Annotated in this window: 24 protein-coding genes; 19 read left to right on the top strand and 5 right to left on the bottom strand. The window is 65.2% G+C overall.

All coding sequences use genetic code 11. From position 1 onward, the window contains the following. Positions 1-137 precede the first annotated feature (137 nt). The 11 genes from AU193_RS02375 (at position 138) to AU193_RS02325 (ending at position 6,910) form a co-directional block, all read left to right on the top strand. On the top strand, positions 138-854 hold the full coding sequence (locus AU193_RS02375) for a hypothetical protein (RefSeq protein WP_082682797.1): 717 nt from the start codon (positions 138-140) through the stop codon (positions 852-854). 5 nt (positions 855-859) lie between these two features. Next, a complete protein-coding gene (locus tag AU193_RS02370; RefSeq protein ID WP_064420826.1) occupies positions 860-1,903 on the top strand; it encodes an SRPBCC family protein in 1,044 nt (347 codons plus the stop codon). Further along, the gene (locus tag AU193_RS02365) at positions 1,900-2,307 is read left to right on the top strand and encodes a gas vesicle structural protein GvpA (protein ID WP_064420741.1); all 408 of its coding nucleotides are present in this window, start codon (positions 1,900-1,902) and stop codon (positions 2,305-2,307) included. The genes AU193_RS02370 and AU193_RS02365 overlap by 4 nt, the downstream gene beginning before the upstream one ends. After that, a complete protein-coding gene (locus AU193_RS02360; protein ID WP_064420740.1) occupies positions 2,304-3,089 on the top strand; it encodes a GvpL/GvpF family gas vesicle protein in 786 nt (261 codons plus the stop codon). Before AU193_RS02365 ends, AU193_RS02360 begins: the two co-directional genes overlap by 4 nt. A gap of 5 nt (positions 3,090-3,094) precedes the next feature. Continuing rightward, positions 3,095-3,349: a gas vesicle protein GvpG gene (locus AU193_RS02355; RefSeq protein WP_064420739.1), complete on the top strand. Its 255-nt coding sequence runs from the start codon at positions 3,095-3,097 to the stop codon at positions 3,347-3,349. A gap of 5 nt (positions 3,350-3,354) precedes the next feature. Then, positions 3,355-3,675 (top strand): gas vesicle protein, encoded by a 321-nt coding sequence (locus tag AU193_RS02350; protein WP_064420738.1) that lies wholly within the window; start codon positions 3,355-3,357, stop codon positions 3,673-3,675. Beyond that, a complete protein-coding gene (gvpJ, locus tag AU193_RS02345; RefSeq protein ID WP_064420737.1) occupies positions 3,672-4,082 on the top strand; it encodes a gas vesicle protein GvpJ in 411 nt (136 codons plus the stop codon). Before AU193_RS02350 ends, gvpJ begins: the two co-directional genes overlap by 4 nt. Further along, positions 4,075-4,848 carry a GvpL/GvpF family gas vesicle protein gene (locus tag AU193_RS02340; RefSeq protein ID WP_064420736.1) on the top strand — a complete coding sequence of 258 codons (774 nt, stop codon included), beginning with the start codon at positions 4,075-4,077 and terminating at the stop codon, positions 4,846-4,848. The genes gvpJ and AU193_RS02340 overlap by 8 nt, the downstream gene beginning before the upstream one ends. Beyond that, positions 4,845-5,060: a gas vesicle protein gene (locus tag AU193_RS02335; protein ID WP_064420735.1), complete on the top strand. Its 216-nt coding sequence runs from the start codon at positions 4,845-4,847 to the stop codon at positions 5,058-5,060. Before AU193_RS02340 ends, AU193_RS02335 begins: the two co-directional genes overlap by 4 nt. After that, complete coding sequence (locus tag AU193_RS02330; RefSeq protein ID WP_064420734.1) at positions 5,041-5,352, top strand: gas vesicle protein K; 312 nt, start codon at positions 5,041-5,043, stop codon at positions 5,350-5,352. The genes AU193_RS02335 and AU193_RS02330 overlap by 20 nt, the downstream gene beginning before the upstream one ends. A 235-nt stretch (positions 5,353-5,587) precedes the next feature. Continuing rightward, positions 5,588-6,910, top strand: coding sequence for an MFS transporter (locus AU193_RS02325; RefSeq protein ID WP_253867569.1), 1,323 nt, complete (start codon positions 5,588-5,590; stop codon positions 6,908-6,910). Positions 6,911-6,959: 49 nt separating this feature from the next. On the opposite strand, the gene AU193_RS02320 is transcribed toward AU193_RS02325, so the two are convergent. Both AU193_RS02320 and AU193_RS02315 read right to left on the bottom strand, forming a co-directional pair. Beyond that, positions 6,960-7,385 carry a hypothetical protein gene (locus tag AU193_RS02320; protein ID WP_064420733.1) on the bottom strand — a complete coding sequence of 142 codons (426 nt, stop codon included), beginning with the start codon at positions 7,383-7,385 and terminating at the stop codon, positions 6,960-6,962. Positions 7,386-7,443: 58 nt separating this feature from the next. Next, entirely contained in the window at positions 7,444-8,508 is a 1,065-nt protein-coding gene (locus AU193_RS02315) for an ATP-dependent DNA ligase (RefSeq protein WP_064420732.1), read from the bottom strand. Positions 8,509-8,624: 116 nt separating this feature from the next. Between AU193_RS02315 and AU193_RS02310 the strand changes: the two genes are divergently transcribed. The 4 genes from AU193_RS02310 to AU193_RS22640 all read left to right on the top strand — a co-directional run bounded on the left by AU193_RS02310 (position 8,625) and on the right by AU193_RS22640 (position 11,685). After that, on the top strand, positions 8,625-9,677 hold the full coding sequence (locus tag AU193_RS02310) for an ATP-dependent DNA ligase (RefSeq protein ID WP_064420731.1): 1,053 nt from the start codon (positions 8,625-8,627) through the stop codon (positions 9,675-9,677). 1 nt (position 9,678) lies between these two features. Further along, the gene (ligD, locus tag AU193_RS02305; protein ID WP_064420730.1) at positions 9,679-10,722 is read left to right on the top strand and encodes a non-homologous end-joining DNA ligase; all 1,044 of its coding nucleotides are present in this window, start codon (positions 9,679-9,681) and stop codon (positions 10,720-10,722) included. A 97-nt stretch (positions 10,723-10,819) separates the two neighbouring features. Further along, positions 10,820-11,236 carry an Hsp20/alpha crystallin family protein gene (locus tag AU193_RS02300; protein ID WP_064420729.1) on the top strand — a complete coding sequence of 139 codons (417 nt, stop codon included), beginning with the start codon at positions 10,820-10,822 and terminating at the stop codon, positions 11,234-11,236. 53 nt (positions 11,237-11,289) lie between these two features. Then, positions 11,290-11,685 (top strand): J domain-containing protein, encoded by a 396-nt coding sequence (locus AU193_RS22640; protein ID WP_253867554.1) that lies wholly within the window; start codon positions 11,290-11,292, stop codon positions 11,683-11,685. A 410-nt stretch (positions 11,686-12,095) separates the two neighbouring features. Here AU193_RS22640 and AU193_RS23015 read toward each other — a convergent pair whose 3' ends face one another. Then, a complete protein-coding gene (locus tag AU193_RS23015; RefSeq protein ID WP_156425083.1) occupies positions 12,096-12,365 on the bottom strand; it encodes a hypothetical protein in 270 nt (89 codons plus the stop codon). Between the two features lie 239 nt (positions 12,366-12,604). On the opposite strand from AU193_RS23015, the gene AU193_RS02290 reads away from it, so the two are divergent. The 3 genes from AU193_RS02290 (at position 12,605) to AU193_RS02280 (ending at position 14,723) form a co-directional block, all read left to right on the top strand. Then, entirely contained in the window at positions 12,605-13,279 is a 675-nt protein-coding gene (locus AU193_RS02290; RefSeq protein ID WP_253867552.1) for a DUF1942 domain-containing protein, read from the top strand. A 164-nt stretch (positions 13,280-13,443) separates the two neighbouring features. Further along, entirely contained in the window at positions 13,444-14,205 is a 762-nt protein-coding gene (locus AU193_RS02285) for a superoxide dismutase family protein (protein WP_172798192.1), read from the top strand. Between the two features lie 62 nt (positions 14,206-14,267). Beyond that, a complete protein-coding gene (locus AU193_RS02280) occupies positions 14,268-14,723 on the top strand; it encodes a hypothetical protein (protein ID WP_064420726.1) in 456 nt (151 codons plus the stop codon). A gap of 4 nt (positions 14,724-14,727) precedes the next feature. Here the strand turns inward: AU193_RS02280 and AU193_RS02275 are convergent, their stop codons facing one another. Then, positions 14,728-15,795, bottom strand: coding sequence for a dihydrodipicolinate reductase (locus AU193_RS02275; protein ID WP_064420823.1), 1,068 nt, complete (start codon positions 15,793-15,795; stop codon positions 14,728-14,730). An 89-nt stretch (positions 15,796-15,884) separates the two neighbouring features. Between AU193_RS02275 and AU193_RS02270 the strand changes: the two genes are divergently transcribed. Continuing rightward, complete coding sequence (locus tag AU193_RS02270; protein ID WP_064420725.1) at positions 15,885-16,541, top strand: TetR/AcrR family transcriptional regulator; 657 nt, start codon at positions 15,885-15,887, stop codon at positions 16,539-16,541. Here the strand turns inward: AU193_RS02270 and AU193_RS02265 are convergent. Further along, a complete protein-coding gene (locus tag AU193_RS02265; RefSeq protein WP_064420724.1) occupies positions 16,538-17,554 on the bottom strand; it encodes a S1C family serine protease in 1,017 nt (338 codons plus the stop codon). The two genes, AU193_RS02270 and AU193_RS02265, sit on opposite strands and share 4 nt — an antisense overlap. Positions 17,555-17,556 lie beyond the last annotated feature (2 nt).

Raw genomic sequence — 17,556 nt, 5'->3', positions numbered from 1 at the left:
GGAGATTTGTGTATGTTCACGGCCCTGGACGGGTAACCGCTTGGTAGCAGAAGGCTGTGATTTCAAAGGATTTGCAACGACGTCCCGCAGCGCGTGCCGAACAGAGCTAATTGAACTCGATTCGAGAGGAACCGATCATGGCAAACGGACCAAAGGTGGCGCTCGCGGTGGGCGCCGGCTACTTCCTGGGTAGGACGCGAAAGATGAGGATCGCCTTGATGCTGGCTGCGGCGGGGCTGACGGGCAAATTCCCGGGGCCGGGCCAACTTCTTTCGAAGGGCGTGGCCTCGCTGGGGGTCTCGGATCAGATTCACGATCTGTCGAGTCAACTTCGCGGTGAGGTCTTGACCGCCGCGAGAGCGGCCGCCATGACTGCGGCGACCAATCGAGTCGACGCGCTCAACGATCGACTGCAGGGTGTGGTGCCGACCGAGGAGGTCGGACGAACCGCCGGTTCCGCGGTTGATGACTTGACGTCGGCGACGGGTCTGCTCAATGGCGGTCGCGGACAAGCCGCCAGAGATGACAGCTACGACGACAGCTACGACGAGGACGACTACGACGACGAGCCACTGGACGTCGCGGAAGAGGACCTCGGTGACGACGACCTCGGTGACGACGACTTCGAGGATCTCGACGATGACGCCGACATCGACGCCGACATCGACGACGAGGATGCCGACGAGGAGCCGGACGACGCGCCACCGCGGCGGGTCACACGCCGCGCGGCCAGTGCACGAGCGACGCGGCCCGCGCGACGTACGCGTTCTGATAGTAATGGCGAGGCGCAGGGCCGACCGACAAGGCGCGGCAGCGCTGCCGCGAAGCGCGCGCCGGTGCGCCGAGGGAGGTGACCGACATGGCGACACAGACCAAGCGAAACGCCCATGACGCGAAGGCGACGAACGGCGCAGGTGCACTGCAGGAGTCGTTGCAACGGCTCGCAGGGTCGATGACGGACCGGGCCGTGAACTCGGTATCCGGACGGCTCAGCGGTGCCTCGAGTCGCCTGACCCACTATGCCGAGAACGGTGGCGGCCTGTTGTCGGCCGTCACAGGGAAGGAGGGGCACTCCTCACCGGTCAAGACCATGCTGAAGGCCGGTGTCGGCGGCGCCGCGGGCAAGGTGAAGGATTCAGTAAAGGGCGCTGCTGAGTCGTTGACCAACGCAGTGGGCGGCAAAGGCGGTAAGGGCGGCGGTCAGAAGCTGAAGGTCACCAACATTGTCGAGCAGATCGAGGTCGGCGTGCCGATCGATGTGGCTTACGACCAGTGGACCCAGTTCTCCGAGTTCCCCAAGTTCATGAAGAAGGTCGAGAACGTCGAGCAGGTTTCAGACGAGAAGTTGGAGTGGAAGGCTCAGGTGTTCCTCTCGCACCGGACGTGGGAATCCACGATCGTCGAGCAGGTGCCGAACGACCGGATCGTCTGGAAGTCTAAGGGAGCCAAGGGGTATGTCGACGGTGCGGTGACGTTCCATGAACTCGCCCCGGACCTGACCCGCATCATCGTGATACTCGAGTACCACCCGCAGGGTTTCTTCGAAAAGACCGGCAATCTGTGGCGAGCCCCTGGTCGGCGGATCCGGCTGGAGCTGAAGCATTTCCAGCGTCACGTCATGACGGACACCATCCTTCACCCCGACGACGTCGAAGGATGGCGAGGCGAAATCCGCGACGGCGAGGTGGTGTCCTCGGACAACGCCGATACCGACGAGCAGGACTCGAAGCCCGCGACACGCAGACGGAAAGGGGCACCGAGAAACGGTTCCGGCGGTTCCAAGCCGAGTCACGCGCGAGAGCAACGGGGCACCGGCGACCGTTCCGCCTCCTCGCGGTCGGGTGCCCGCCGACCCTCGACGGGCCAGCGGCGGTTCGCCCCGAAGAAAAGCGCACGGTCATGACAACGGCAATTCAACCCGCGAGCGGCGGTGGTGATGTCGGCGGCCCCAACTCGAGCAGCCTGGCCGACGTCATCGACACCATTCTCGACAAGGGGCTAGTGATCGACGCGTACGTTCGGGTGTCGCTCGTCGGCATCGAGCTACTGACTGTGGACGCCCGCGTCGTCGTTGCGAGCGTCGATACTTACCTGCGTTTCGCTGAAGCCGTTAATCGGCTCGATATTTCAGAGCAGGACTCCAAGGCAGGGCTGACCGATCTGGTCGGCGAGGTCACCGAGCGTGGGGCCAAACACAAGACCAAGGGCGCGCTGGAAGCGGCGGGCGAGAAACTCGGAGACCTGCTGAGCGACTCCACTGCGGAACACGAACCGCAACAGCGCCGGAGACGGCGGAGGGAGGAATGATGGCTCGGACTAACAACTCCGATGGGTCGAAGAAGCCATCCGGGATCTACGTCTACGGGATCGTGCCCGCCGACGTCGAAGTCGAGAGCGATGCCCAGGGAATCGGTGATCCACCGGCGAAGGTCGACGTGATCCGTAAGGGAGACATCGCCGCGCTCATCAGCCCGATACCCACGGACCAACCGTTGGGCAAGCCCGAATGCCTACAGGCCCACGCGCGGTTGCTCGACGGAACCGCGTCGGTGGCGCCGGTGTTGCCGATGCGATTCGGGGCGGTGATGACCGACGTGGAGTCCGTGGCCGAGGAGCTTCTCGGGCAGAATCACGACGAGTTCGCGGACGCTTTGCAGGCCCTTGAAGGACACGCCGAATACATCGTGAAGGGGCGCTATGAGGAAGCGGCCATCCTGCGCGAGGTGATTTCGGAAAGTGAAAGGGCACAGCAACTCCGAAATGATATAGCCGGCCTCTCGGACGATGCCGCGCGGCAGCCTCGGATGGCGCTTGGCGAGCTCGTGGTCAACGCGATCGAGGTGAAGCGGCGCGCCGATACGGACATCGCGGTCAAAGCGCTCGAAGGACTGGCCAAGCAGGTCAACGTCCGGCAGCCCACGCACGAACTTGATGCGGTGAACGTGGCGGTCTTGGCCGCTGTCGAGGACGAAGCTCGACTGCAGGAAGTGGTGGACGAGCTAACAGAGGACTGGGCCGGCCGTGTGCAGATGCGGCTGCTGGGACCACTGGCGGCATACGACTTCGTCGTCACTCGTGCGAAGGGCTGACGGCGATGGGACTCCTTTCGTCGCTCGTCATGTGGCCACTGATTCCGGTCCGCGGTGTGGTGTCGCTCGGTGAGCTGATCGAGCGCCGAGTGAACGCCGAATTACACGATCCGGCCAGGACCCGCAGGCAACTCGAGGAACTCGAAGATGCGCGTCAGCGGGGCGAGATCTCGGCCGAAGAGGAACGCGAGGCCCAGGAGCAGATTCTGGCGACGAGGATCGGCCCTGATGTGGGCACGACCGTTGAGGAAGACGGGTGAGAGCAATGACCCAAGGCAGCCGGACACGAACAAGCAAGGGCGACGGCGGACAGTCATTGAGTGCACGCCAAGCCGCCGGGGTGGCCCGCGAACTCATCGAGGAACTCAGCGGTAATGAACCCGTCGCCATGACTTCGGTGGAGGCGACCGACATCGACGGGTGGGTGGTCGATTTCGAAGTGGTCGAGGACCGGCGAATTCCATCCTCGGCGGACATCCTGGCGCTCTACGAGGTGGAACTGGATGTCGATGGAGAACTGCTGGGATTCCGCCGCATCCGACGGTATCTGCGCGGCCAGACTCGCGACGGAGGTGATGGCACGTGACGTTGGGAGATGACAGCCTCGTGCCGCGCGGCTATGGCGGTGGCGGTGTCGCGAGTCCGCAGCCGGCGAACCTCGGCGACATCCTCGAGCGGGTGCTGGACAAAGGGATCGTGATCGCCGGCGACATCCAGGTGAATCTCCTTGACATCGAGCTTCTCACCATCAAATTGCGTCTGGTGGTGGCTTCTCTCGACACCGCCAAGCAGGTCGGCATCGACTGGTGGGAGAACGATCCCTGGCTCACGGGCAAGAAATCCGCGCTCCAACTGGAGAACGAGAAGCTGCGTGCGCAGATTGAGCGACTCGAGCGGGGCGGACTCGAGCAGGGCGGACTCGAGCAGGTCGACGGCCAACGTCGCGCTGTGGAAGCGCGACCGGTGGCATACGAGGACGTCGATTATGACTGAGGGGGTTTGGCTATACGCCGTGACCCAGGGTGAAGGCGCCGAGGGGCGAATGGGTGGCCTGCGAGGTGTCGCCGATGAGCTGGTGCACGTGGTTTCGACCGATCAACTCGCGGCCGTCGTCGGCTCGGTCGACCTCGATGAGTTCGGCAAGGACGCCTTGAGCCGCAACCTCGAGGATCTCGACTGGGTCGCTAGCAAGGCGCGGGCGCACGATGCCGTCATCAGCGCGGTTGCCCGGTCCGGCTCGGTCATTCCGGTACGGATGGCGACGGTCTACCTCTCGGAGGACCGGGTGCGGGAGATGTTGCAGAACCGGAGCCGGGACTTCGAAGCGACGCTGAGCCGACTCCGCGACCGTCTCGAGGTGGGCGTGAAGGTCTACGCCGATCCAAAGCGCCAGCATGCGCCGGCCGGCGGCAAGGAGGAGAGTGGAAAGATCAGCGGCACAGCGTATTTGATGCGACGGAGGCAAGCGCTGGTGTCACGTGAGGAGGCCTATCAGGCTGCCGCCGTCGGGGCCGAGCGTATTCATAGGACGTTGATGCGCTATGCCGTCGATGGAAAGCGCAAGCCGCCACCCACACGCGCGCTGTCGGGTCGGGACGATGTGATCGTGCTCAACGGCACGTATCTGGTCGACTCGGATGCGGTCGGGTTGTTCCGTAAAGCCGTTTCAGCACTGGTGATGTCGACCGACGCGCTGTCTCTGGAGACCACGGGACCCTGGCCTCCCTACTCGTTCACTGGCGAGCCGGTGGCCGGATGACTGACGTACTTCCCGGGCAGGAGGACCGGCGCATCGCACTTGTCGATCTCCTCGACCGGGTGCTGGCCGGGGGTGTCGTGATCAGCGGCGAGGTCGTGCTCTCCATCGCAGACGTCGACATGGTTGTGATCTCGCTTCGCACCCTGGTCTCCTCGATGAGTTCGCTGATGTCAGCCGAACAGGGCATGGCAGATGAACTCGACTGGACCTGAACTGCCGGAACCGCGGCGGCGGATCAACTCCGACCCGGCCAATGTCGAGCGTGGCCTGGTCAGCCTGGTGCTGACGCTGGTCGAGTTACTGCGACAGCTGATGGAGCGCCAGGCGATCCGCAGGGTCGACGATGGAACTCTGTCCGACGAGCAGATCGAGCGCATCGGCACCACTCTCATGCTGTTGGAAGAGAAGATGGCCGAACTGCGCGACCACTTTGATCTCAAGCCAGAGGACCTCAATATCGATCTAGGGCCGCTCGGGCCGCTGCTGCCCACTGATCCGGGCTGACCCGAACCCGCTCTTTCCACCGCCTCGTCAAAGTTGCCATGGGAAAGGCCGTTCCGGGTACCCACGACTTCCGCTGGTACTTTGCCTGTGCACCGAGAACCACGGCCCGTGCCGAACGCTCGCCGTACGTAGGCGGTCCGGGACCGTGCCCGACGGACGCGAGGAGCACTACGTGGATGCCGAAGGTTCGGCCGGCCCGCAGCACAAGCCCGAGCAGGAGCCGTCGTCGGGTGAGGTGAAGAAGGCGATCGCGGCATCGGCCGTCGGCAACTACACCGAATGGTTCGACTACGGCCTCTACGCCTACGGGGTCTCGTACATCTCGACGGCCATCTTTCCGGGCGACGGGGCGACCGCGACTCTGTTGGCACTGATGACGTTCGCCGTCTCCTTCCTGGTCCGCCCGCTCGGCGGTTTCGTCTGGGGTCCACTCGGCGACCGACTCGGGCGGCGGCGGATCCTGGCCATCACGATCCTGGTGATGGCCGGCGCGACGCTGTGCGTGGGGCTCGTTCCCAGTTACGCCACCATCGGGATCTGGGCGCCCGTGCTGATGGTGATCCTGCGGATGATCCAGGGCTTCTCGACGGGCGGAGAGTACGGCGGCGCCGCCACGTTCATGGCCGAATACGCACCCACCCGCCGTCGCGGCGTGCTGGGAAGCTTCCTCGAGTTCGGCACCCTGGCCGGCTTCTCGACCGGAGCGCTGATGATGCTCGGGTTCTCGCTGATCCTCTCCGACGACCAGATGAACGTCTGGGGTTGGCGGCTGCCGTTTCTGATCGCCGCTCCGCTCGGCCTGATCGGGCTGTACCTGCGCACGCGGCTAGACGAGACGCCGGTGTTCAAAGAACTTGAGGCGTCGGGGCGCCAGGAAGAAACCGTCGGCTCCGAGTTCAAGGATCTCATCGCCAGGTACCGCGGGCCGATCCTGCGCCTCGGCGGCATGGTGGTCGCGCTCAACGTCGTCAACTACACGCTGCTCTCGTACATGCCCACCTATCTCGAGCAGTCGATCGGCCTGTCCACCGACATGTCGTTGGTCGTGCCGATCATCGGGATGCTGTCGATGATGATCTTTCTGCCGTTCGCGGGCCTGGCCTCAGATCGGTTCGGGCGCAAGCCGGTCTGGTGGTTCTCGTTGGCCGGGTTGTTCGTCGCGGGCATTCCGATGTTCATGCTGATGTCGACCGGCCTCATCGGCGCTGTCATCGGTTTCGCCGTACTGGGGTTGCTTTACGTGCCGCAGTTGGCGACCATCTCGGCGACGTTTCCCGCGATGTTTCCGACGCAGGTGCGCTATGCCGGTTTCGCCATCGCCTACAACGTGTCGACGGCGCTCTTCGGCGGCACGGCCCCGGCGGTCAACGAGTGGCTGGTCAACGCGACGGGTCACAACCTCGTACCGGCGTACTACATGATGGGTGCCTGCGTCGTCGGCGCGATCGCGCTGGCCAAGGTTCCCGAGACGGCCCGCTGCCCGATCAACGGCACCGAGATACCCGGCACGCCGGAAGCGCCGCCGCAGTTGGACTACGAACTCGAGGGCAGTCGCTGAGTCAGTCGCTGAGTCATCGGGATCCCAACGCGCGAAGCAAAATTGCCGATTACAGCGGCTGGAGACTTATCGGCTGGTCACTCTGACCGGCGGCGGGGTCGTTACACGTCCCCGCTTTCCACGTGTAGCGCAGGTTGCCCGCCAAACTGGCCGGATCGAACGAGTACGTCAAATCGGCGGGGCCGGTGCTGCCGTCAGCGCACGGGCGTCCGTTGAAGACATCGTGGCGCTCGACGGTCCATGGGCCGTCGGGCTGCTTGCTGATCTGTGCGATCATTCCGGTCGAACTAGAAACCGTTCCGGCACAGTAACCTTCGGGATTGCACTGCGTGGTGATCGCCCACGTGTTCGACGTCGCGCCGTTGATGAGCCGGTACTGGCCTTCGAGCCGCCCATCGGCCCATGCGGGGCCCGCCAACCCGATGGCCGCACCGATGAGCGTCACCGCCGCTGCCATCGCGCGTGTGATCCCCATGGAGGCAGCATCACACGTCCGGCGTTCGGTCATCGCTGAGTTGGCGAAAGTTCTTCGGTCAGCCGAGTCCGGGAACTATGTCACCCAGTTTGAAGGTGACCGGCTGCTCGAGTTGGTCGTATGTGCACGAACGGGGGTCGCGGTCGGGGCGCCACCGGTTGAACTGCGCGGTGTGGCGGAACCGTTCGCCCTCCATGTGGTCGTAGCGGACCTCGACCACGCGTTCGGGACGCAGCGGAACAAACGACAGGTCCTTGCCGGCGTTCCAGCGGGACCCGCCGCCGTAGCGGCGCACGACGTCGGGATCGGCATCGGCGGCCCAGTTCCACGGATGCTGGTCGAATGTGGTTACCAGCGGCTGTAATTCGGCGAAGAGTTCGCGACGGCGGACCATCGGGAAAGCGCCGATCACGCCGACGGACGCCAACGTGCCGTCGTCTTTGTACAGCCCGAGAAGTAGCGACCCGATCGTATCCTCGCCCGATTTGTGGACGCGGTAGCCGGCGACGACGCAGTCAGCGGTCCGTTGATGTTTGATTTTGAACATCACGCGCTTGTCCGGTTGATAGTTCAGGGACCGAGGCTTGGCGACGACACCGTCGAGGCCGGCGCCCTCGAACTCGTCGAACCAGCGCTGTGCTGTCGCGAGGTCGGTCGTGACCGGTGTGACGTGGAATCTCGGGCCGGTGTCGACGAGCGCGTCTTCGAGTGCGGCACGACGCTCGCTGAAAGGTCGCTCGGTGTAGTCGATGTCGTCAAGCGCGAGCAGGTCGAATGCGATGAAGGACGCCGGCGTCTTCTCGGCCAGCATCCGAACCCGGGAGTCGGCTGGGTGGATGCGCTGCTGCAGCGCTTCGAAGTCGAGCCCGCGGTCGGTGGCGACGATGATCTCGCCGTCGATGACGCAGCGGCCGGGTAGTTCGGCTTTGGCGGCCTCCACCAGTTCAGGAAAGTAGCGGGTCAGCGGCCGCTCGTTGCGGCTGCCGAGTTCGACGTCGTCGCCGTCACGGAAGCAGATCGACCGGAAACCGTCCCACTTCGGCTCGTAGAACGCGCCCTCCGGAATCGACGCCACCGATTTGGCCAGCATCGGCGACACCGGCGGCATCACGGGCAGACGCATCGGACCATTGTCGCAGGGCGACCGTTCCGACTCCGGGGCGGAGAGCAGCGAGGCACCGGCCGCTCCGGCGGTGACATTTCGCCGTGCCGGGGGTCTGAAGTGGCGTGGACGCAATAATGGGCAAGGTGGACCTCCCCGTGTTGCCGCCGCTCGAACCGATGCTGGCCAAGGCTCAGGCGAAGGTCCCGCCCGAAGCCGGGGTGTGGTCGTACGAGCCGAAATGGGACGGCTTCCGCGCTCTGGTGTTCCGCGACCGCGACAAGGTCGTACTGCTCTCCCGCAACGGTAAGGACCTCGGCCGGTATTTTCCCGACGTCATCGAGGCGGTCCGCGACGAGTTGCTGCCGCGGTGCGTGCTGGACGGCGAGATCGTCGTCCCCCGCGAGTTCGGCGGCCGCACCCGTCTCGACTGGGAGTCGCTGAGCCAGCGCATCCATCCCGCCGCCAGCCGCATCAAGATGCTCTCCGAGCAGACGCCCGCCCACTTCATCGGCTTCGACGCGCTGGCCGTCGGCGATGACTCGCTGATGAAGGAACCGTTCCGGAGCCGCAGGGAAGCGCTGCTGGACGCAATGCACGAGAAACAGTGGTGTCACGTCACCCGCACCACCGAAGACCCCGAACTCGGCGCGCAGTGGCTCGAGGAGTTCGAGGGTGCCGGACTGGACGGCGTGATCGCCAAGCGGCTCGAGGGTCCGTATCTGCCGGGCAAGCGGGAGATGGTGAAGGTCAAACACGCCCGCGACGCCGATTGTGTGGCGATGGGCTATCGCATCCACAAGAGCGGCGAGGGGATCGGATCCCTCCTGCTGGGCCTGTACCGCGACGACGGAGAGCTGCAGATGGTCGGCGGCGCAGCATCTTTCACGGCCAAGGACCGGGTCAAGTTGTTGGCCGAGCTGGAGCCACTTCGTGAGGGCGACGAGTTGCGCGAAGGCGATCCCAGCCGCTGGAACTCGGCCGCCGACAAGCGGTGGGTCCCCATCCGGCCGGAGAGGGTCTGCGAGGTCGCCTACGACCAGATGGAGGGCAACGGCGGCACCGCCCGACGCTTCCGGCACGCGGTGAAGTTCCGGCGCTGGCGGCCAGACCGCGACCCGAAGAGCTGTACTTTCGACCAGCTCGACGTGCCGCTCAACTACGACGTCTACGACGTACTGGAGTCTTGAGATGCCTTCTGCCGCAGAGGAAGTCGATGTCAACGGCACCAAGGTCCGGTTGACCAACCGCGATAAGGTGTACTTCCCGAAGCTGGGCACAAACGGCACGAAGGGCAAGCTGTTCGACTATTACCTCTCCGTTGCCGAACCGATGGTGGCGCTGTTGCGCGACCGGCCCGTGCACCTCCAACGATTCCCCGACGGCATCGACGGCGAGGAGATCTACCAGAAACGGGTGCCGCAGAAGCATCCCGACTACCTCGAAACCTGCACCGTCACCTTCCCATCCGGCCGCACCGCCGACGCGCTGAAGGTCACCCACCCCTCGGCGATCGCCTGGGCGGCCCAGATGGGCTCGGTCACCCTGCATCCCTGGCAGGTCAGATGCCCCGACACCGAGCATCCCGACGAACTGCGCATCGACCTAGACCCGCAACCGGGAACGGGTTTCGCCGATGCCCGCGCGGTCGCGGTCGACGTTCTCAGACCGCTGCTCGACGAGTTGGGTCTGATCGGTTTTCCGAAGACGTCGGGCGGCCGCGGCGTGCACGTCTTCCTCCGCATCAAGACCGATTGGGACTTCATCGACGTGCGTCGCGCGGGCATCGCGCTGGCCCGTGAGGTCGAACGCCGGGCGCCCGACGAGGTGACGACGTCGTGGTGGAAAGAAAAAAGGGGTGAGCGCATCTTCATCGACTACAACCAGAATGCGAGGGACCGGACCTTCGCCTCGGCGTACTCGGCACGAAAGACTCCCATCGCGACCGTCTCTACTCCGTTGACCTGGGACGAGCTTCGTACCGCCGACCCAGACGACTACACGATCTCGACCGTGCCCGGTTTCATTGCGGGAAGGCCTGATCCGTGGGCCGATATCGACCGCAAGCCCCAGTCGATCAACAAGCTGCTGGAGATGGTCCAGGCCGATGAGGATCGGGGTCTGGGCGATCTGCCGTATCCGCCCAACTACCCCAAGATGCCGGGCGAACCGCCGCGCGTGCAGCCGAGCAAGAAGGTGGCGGCCAACTGGGACGAGGAGGGAAACAGAGTTTGAACCCGTCTTGCCGCACGGATAACGTCTTGCCGCACGAATAGCACAGTGGTATCACCACTTGTGTACGCACTGACACCGTCGAAGCGGAGGTAGTCGGATGTTGATGCGGTCAGATCCATTTCGCGAATTGGATCGCTGGACTCAGCTGCTAGGTACATCGGCGCGGCCCACAGTGCTGCCGATGGATGCCTGGCGCGAGGGGGATCAGTTCATCGTGGAGTTCGACTTGCCCGGCGTGGCGGCTGAGTCGCTGAATCTCGGGGTGGAACGCAACGTGGTGACGGTGCGTGCCGAGCGCCCCGAGCTGGAGGCCGATCGCGACATGCTGGCGGCTGAGCGACCGCGTGGGGTGTTCAGTCGCCAGGTGTTTCTCGGCGACACGCTCGACACCGATCGCATTGAGGCGAGCTATCAGGACGGGGTGCTGCGGCTGACCATTCCGGTCGCCCAGGCGGCCAAGCCGCGACGCATCGAAGTCTCCCACGGTTCTGACAAGCCCTCGACAGAAACCTGATAGGACAGGATCTCACTTGACGCACGCCGGCGTGGGCTGCCGAGCTTGATGGCGTGCAGTGGCTTACCGAGGAGAAGGCGATGCCCGACGCGCTCGACCCCTACACGGTGCTGGCGGTGCCGCGATCGGCCACACCAGCTGAGATCACCCATGCCTACCGACAGAAGGTACGCGCTCAGCACCCCGACACCCGTACCCCTGGAGAAGGAGCGGCCACGGTCGCCGATGAGCAGCTTCAGCGGTTAATGCGCGCCTACGCGATCCTTCGCGACCCGGCTCGACGGGCCGCCTTCGACCGTACTGCGCAGGTCCCGACACAACCCGAGATAAGCCAACCGCCGAGCGGCGCTCAGCGAGTCGATATTCCCGTCACGCACAATGCCCACGCCCGCACCGACTCGGCACGAACCCCGCCGTTGTGGGTAGGACCGGTCCGACGACATCGCTGAGCCAACGGTGCTGTTAGCCGATGCCGTGAACTTGACCGACATAGGGGGTTAGGGAGCCGGGCAGATCATGCCTGGTCAGCAGATTGGAGTGAGGCAGAAGTAGTTTATTTCGCAAGTATTTGCATCTTGCTGGAGTTTGAACTTCTGCTCAAGCGTCAACAGTGACCGTTCGGGGGGTCATGAAGTGAACCCAATCAAATGGGAGGAAGAGCATGCTGAAGAGGTTCCTACTGGGCGGCGTGGCCGCCGGCGCTATGGCAGTTCCGTTCGCTGGAGCTGCATGGGCTCAACCAGCGCAGCCGCCGGTTCCGCCGCCTGGTGTAGACGAAAACGGGTCTACCTGCGTCATCGCTGATGCGTTCCCGTCCAACCTCGAGGTCATCTCGGCCAACGAGGCGTCCACCGAGGTGTCAACCGAGGCAAGTTGGCGCGAGGTTGGTCAGGTGCCGGTACCCGTCGTTGGTCCTCTGGCCGGCGAACTTGGTGTCGCGCCCGGCCAGACCGTGAGCGTGTACTGCACGCCAGCCGGCTTCCAGGAGATTCGCTGGAACCCGGCGGCGCAGCCGACCCCTCCGGCGCAGCCGGCACCGCTGGGACAGCCGGAACCGGCCCAACAGAATCCGCAACCGGGCCCGACCGCGCTGGATCAGCAGGTCCCTCAGGATCAGCGGTAAGGCCACCGACCCCGCATAACTGAACAAGCGCAATAAGCGAGTCCTCGCCCCGCCGGTTCACGAATGCCGGCGGGGCGAGCTTGTGCAACGACGGCGCCCATGAAGCAGACGTTCGGGCTTGGATTCGTCGCACCGGACGGCGAACGCGGCAGCGTCTACGGGTCAGTGAAGCCGCAGGTAATCGTATGTTTGGTCTCTTACTCGCCGGGTACCGCTCGCCGTACCCACGGCAAAGGAGACCCCGCGTGGACATCAAGATATTGGTAGGCGTCGTTGCAGCCACCGCAGTCATGTTGAGCATCGGTGCCGCTCCGGCGGCGTCGGCAGTCGATATCCAGGCGGTGGGTATCGAAGAAAGATTGATTGACCCTAACGGTACGGAGGTCGCGTACACGGTTAGCAAGATCCTGCCGAGCGCCGACCCCGTCGCGTACCCGGTCGTCGGCCGACTGTATGAGGCCACAGTGATGGCGAAGGCGATCCGGGGCACAGTCGTTCCGATGGTGCCGTTCTTCAACGCCCGCGCTGAGAGCGGCGCCAATTACCCTGTCCTGGCAGACGTTTCGAGCCTCAGTACAGCGCCGCTCGCGGAGCGTGGCACCACTTACGGCAAGATCTATTTCGACGTGGTAGGCGACGAGCCGAACAGCGTCGTCTACAACAATGGGTTCGAGGATCTGCTGGCCTGGGTCCAGGCTGGACAACCAATGGCTGGCGGTTCCACTGATGGCGGCAGCGGCTCGACAGGCAGCAACAGTGGGAATCAAGGAACGATGGGATCGACCGGACCCAACGATGTCAGCCCGGAGACATCTGGTGGTGAGGCCGGGAACATACGCGAGGGCGGCGTTGAGGGTGGCGGCGGAAACTTAGAGACGGGCGGCGGTTCCGGCGCCACTGACGCCGACACTGGAGACTAGGGCGGAGCCTTTGCTTTCTTGCAGCTTTCTTGCAGCAAAAAGTCGGGTGAACCCCCCGCGTGCAGCCGAGCAAGAAGGTGGCGGCGAACTGGGATGAGCATGGCAATCCGGTCGACGGCTGAATTCGCGGTTTGTGCCGGGTGTCACACGGGTACGGGGACTTCATGATCAAACAAGTCAGTGTTGCCTTGGGTGTACTCGTGGTTGCGGTCGGCTGTGCCAATCAAGCGTCCGACGATTCGGCCACCACCACCACCACCACCACGACCACGACCACGGAATCGCCGAGCGCCAGGGGCATATCAGCCCAGATCAATACGCTTGACAACAGGCACGTGGCCGATGCCAACATCGACTTCTCCGGCGGGTACGCCACGGTGACCGTCGAAACCGTCGAGGACGGCATCCTGTCGCCGGGCTTCCACAGCATGCACATTCACCAGATCGGTACCTGCGACGCCGGCAACGGCTTCGCGTCCGCCGGAGAGCACTTCCAGGCGCCCGGCCACACGGGCACGCCGGCCAGCGGTGATCTGCCGCCGCTGCTGGTGCGCTCGACCGGCGCCGGCAAGCTGGTCGCGACCACCGACGCCTTCACCGAGGAGCAGCTCACGACGCCGCAAGGGTCGTCGATCGTGCTGCACGAGAGCGGAACCCCGGAGGATCCGGCCGCCGCCGATCGCCCGATCGCGTGTGGTGTCCTCAGCCCGGGAACCGCGGCGACGACCTCCGTCGAGACGACGACGACCGTCATCACCACGACCGCGGTCTCGCCGACCACCGTCACGGAGACAACCGCCACCACGTCGCCAACCGAATCCCCGGTCACCACGACCCCGCCGACGGAGACGACCACAATCACCGGGACCGAGTCGCCTTCGCCGACTCCCACCACCACCACGGTGCCCCCGCCGCCCGGCGGCTGACACGACTCGCTCAGTACGCCGAAATCCCGCCGATCGGCCGTTGAACCGGGTCTGCTGTTCGCATGCGCGTTTCGACGACCGTTCGCAGATGGCTGGCGGGCCTGGCGCTGTTCGCGCTAGTGGGCAGTGGTCTCGGGGTGGCAGCGCTGATGATCCTCGGATCGGTCACGGAGGCCAAGCAGACACAAGCCGCGTCAACTCAGCGCGCGACGCAGGCCCCGCCGCCACAGGTTCCGACGCCGTTCGAGTTCGCGATCAACGTCGTCGTCACCGACCGGCACTGCGGACCCGAACCGCCCGGATGCTTCTACAAGTACTCGATCGAGCCGAAATACATCGGCATGCATCCGCTGCCGGAGACCCCGTTCACCGTCTTCTACGAGGTGGTCGGCGGTAACGCGCCGCAGAAGGGCGAGTTCACCGTGGAAAACGGGCAGGCGCAGATCCTTCAGGACGTCGTCGTCGAGGGACCGCCGGGCACCCAACTAAAGGCGAACGTCCTGCAGGTGGCCGGCTGAGCCGTTAGCGCCTTGGGCCGACGCCGCGTGCCTGCGGCAGTGGCAGGTCGTTGTAGGTGGCGATGCCGGGTGGTGCCGCGACGACCGCCGGGATCGCATGGATCGGGGGCATGGCGGTCATGATGTGACCGAGCACGAAGAAGTCCTCGATCGACGTGGCGTTTTCGATCATGTCCGGCGGCGGCAGGAATCCGACCTGCATGTTGACCGTCGGCCGCCCGTCGATCGTGATCTTCCAGCCCTCGGCGTCCATCTGCCAGTCGGGGTCGAGCGTGGTGCCCTTCTTCCACCGGACGTTGATGTCGATGACCGTCTTGCCGTCGACGATGCCCTGCCAGCTTGCGTACACCCCCGCGACGTGACCGGCCGGGATCGTCCACGACGCCATCACGAGATCCTCTGTGGTCTGGGCATATTCGGACACACACTTAATCTCGTCGAGCTCGACCCCGATCGAGTCGGCGACCAGCCGCACCGCCTCGGCGAACACCGCGGTGCCCTTGGCGGCCATACCCGGCAGGTTCGGATCGTCGATCGCGGTTCCGAATCCGACGGGTCGCTCGGTGTCGGGGGAGTCGTAGAGCGTGGTGTCGGCGGATTCGGCGATGGTGATCTTGTCGACGCGGTCGCAGCCCGTGGCGGCCACGATCGCGAGCAGTTCGGCGAAGCCGGGGCTGATCCCGGACCCGAACATCGTCGACCCGCCGCGCCGGCAGGCCGCTTCGAGCCTGTCGCGGTCCGCGCCGAGGTTGTGCCCGGTGATGAACGAGGCGGACGACACCACGTTGATCCCGGCCTCGAGGATGCGCACCAGTTCGTCGACGTCGATCCACATCGGGTTGTACACCACGACATCGGGCTTCAAGGCGAGCAGGGCGTCGACGTCGTTGGTGGCCTTCACTCCAAGGGGTTCGATGCCGGCGAGTTCTCCGGCATCCCGGCCGGCCTTGTCCTGTGACCAGGCATAGAGGCCGACGAGTTCGTAGTTCGGATTGCCGGCGATCGCCTCGACCGAGCTCTTGCCGACGTTTCCGGTCGTCCACTGCACGACGCGATAGGGAGTGTTTGGCACCCGCACAGCATAGGAAAGTGCGGCGCTTCGCGAGGCTGTTTTTGCCGGGCGGCGAAAAATTGGCTCGCGAAGCCCTAGTCTGACCGGTGATGAGCGGCCGAACCAGGGGTCGCCCGGCCCGGATCAGCCGCGACCAGATCGTCGCGGCGGCCCGTGATGTGGCGAGCGCCGACCTGACGATGCAGGCGGTCGCCGACGCCCTCGGGGTCAGCCGCAAGGCCCTGCACTACTACGTCGGCGACCGGGAGGGCCTCCTGACGCTGGTGGTGGCCGATCTGTTCGAACGTGAACTCACCAGTGTCGAGTTGCCCGACGGCGACGACTGGCGGGCGGTCCTGCGCGCCTACACCGTCGCCTTTCGCAACGGCCTGATTCAGGTTGGTGCGGCCACCGACTTCACCCGGCTTCGGGGTATCGGTGCGGCCGCCGCGTTGGCCCTCGCCGACCGGGTGCTTGACGCGCTGCTCTCCGCCGGCTTCACACCGGACACCGCCCGGTACGGGTTGACCGCGGCGTCGAACATCGCGCAGTCAGCGGCCCACAGCAGCGCCGCGCAGACGCCGTCGGGGGTGCACCGGCACCGGGCGGAGACTTCCGCGGCGTTGGAGTCAGAACCCGACGACACCTATCCCGCGTTGCGCGCTGTGCTCGCTTCGGCCGAACCCAAGCGCCACGACGCCGAGCACCAGTTCGACTTCGAGGTCGAGGTGCTCATCGCCGGGTTGGAACGACTCCTCAGCCGTTAAAGGGGCGTCAGCGTGGCCTTGGCGGTCCGTTCGATCCCGCCGCGGTCGATCCACGTCAGGTCGACCACGTCACCGGGATAGTGGCGGTCCAGCACGTAGGTCAGCGTCGTCGCCGAATCCAACGGCGTGCCGTCGAGCACGACGAGCACGTCGCCGGGAACCAGTCCCGCCCGGTCGGCAGGCCCGCCGCGCAGCACGTCGGCGATCAGCACGCCGGGGCCGCGTTGCGCCGAGCGCACCCCGACGCCGAGCAGCACCGGAGGACCGATGTGCACGTCGGCCGACGGCGTGCGGGACCGGATCTGGTTGGCGATCGGCAACGCGTCGTTGATCGGGATCGCGAAGCCTTCACCGCCAGGACCGAACCGGAAGTTCACCGACGCCGCGGTGGTGATGCCGACGACCTGACCGGCAGAGTTGACCACCGGGCCGCCGGAGTCGCCAGCCACGACCGGTGCGGCGAACTCGAAGAGGCCCGAGAGTTCGTCCTTGCTGCCGGTCAGGGAGTCTTCGGCGCTCACCGTCCGGCCGAACGCCGTGATCGAGCCGACCTCGCGGGTCAGCGGGCCGTTCGTTCCGTTGGCGTTGCCTAGGGCGACGACGGGTTCACCGGGCGCAAGTTGCCCGGAATCGCCGATTGGTGCGACGGGCAGGCCGCTCCCGCCGATCAGCTGCAGGACCGCGACGTCGCGCCTGCGGTTGTAGCCGACCAGCTCAGCGGGGTAGGACCGGCCGCCGACGCTCGCGGTAATCCGGTCCGCGCCGGATACGACGTGGAAGTTGGTGATGACCTGGCCGTTGGGATCGATCACGAATCCGGCGCCGTTTCCGTACGCGCTCTGGTAGTCGATCTCGGTGTCGATGCGGACAACGGCGGGTTCGACCTGAGCGGCGGCGGCGATCGGGTCGCCCGGGGCGGCCGTAGCGGGAAACACCGGTGTCACCACGGCCAACGCCATGGCCAATGCGATCAGCAGCGTCGTGAATGGACGCCGAACGGGGAATTTGCCCATAA

This window comes from Mycobacterium sp. GA-1285, from assembly GCF_001499905.1.
Lineage (GTDB): Bacteria > Actinomycetota > Actinomycetes > Mycobacteriales > Mycobacteriaceae > Mycobacterium.
Note: the sequence above shows the minus strand (reverse complement) of the source record. Positions and strands in the feature narration are given on the sequence as shown.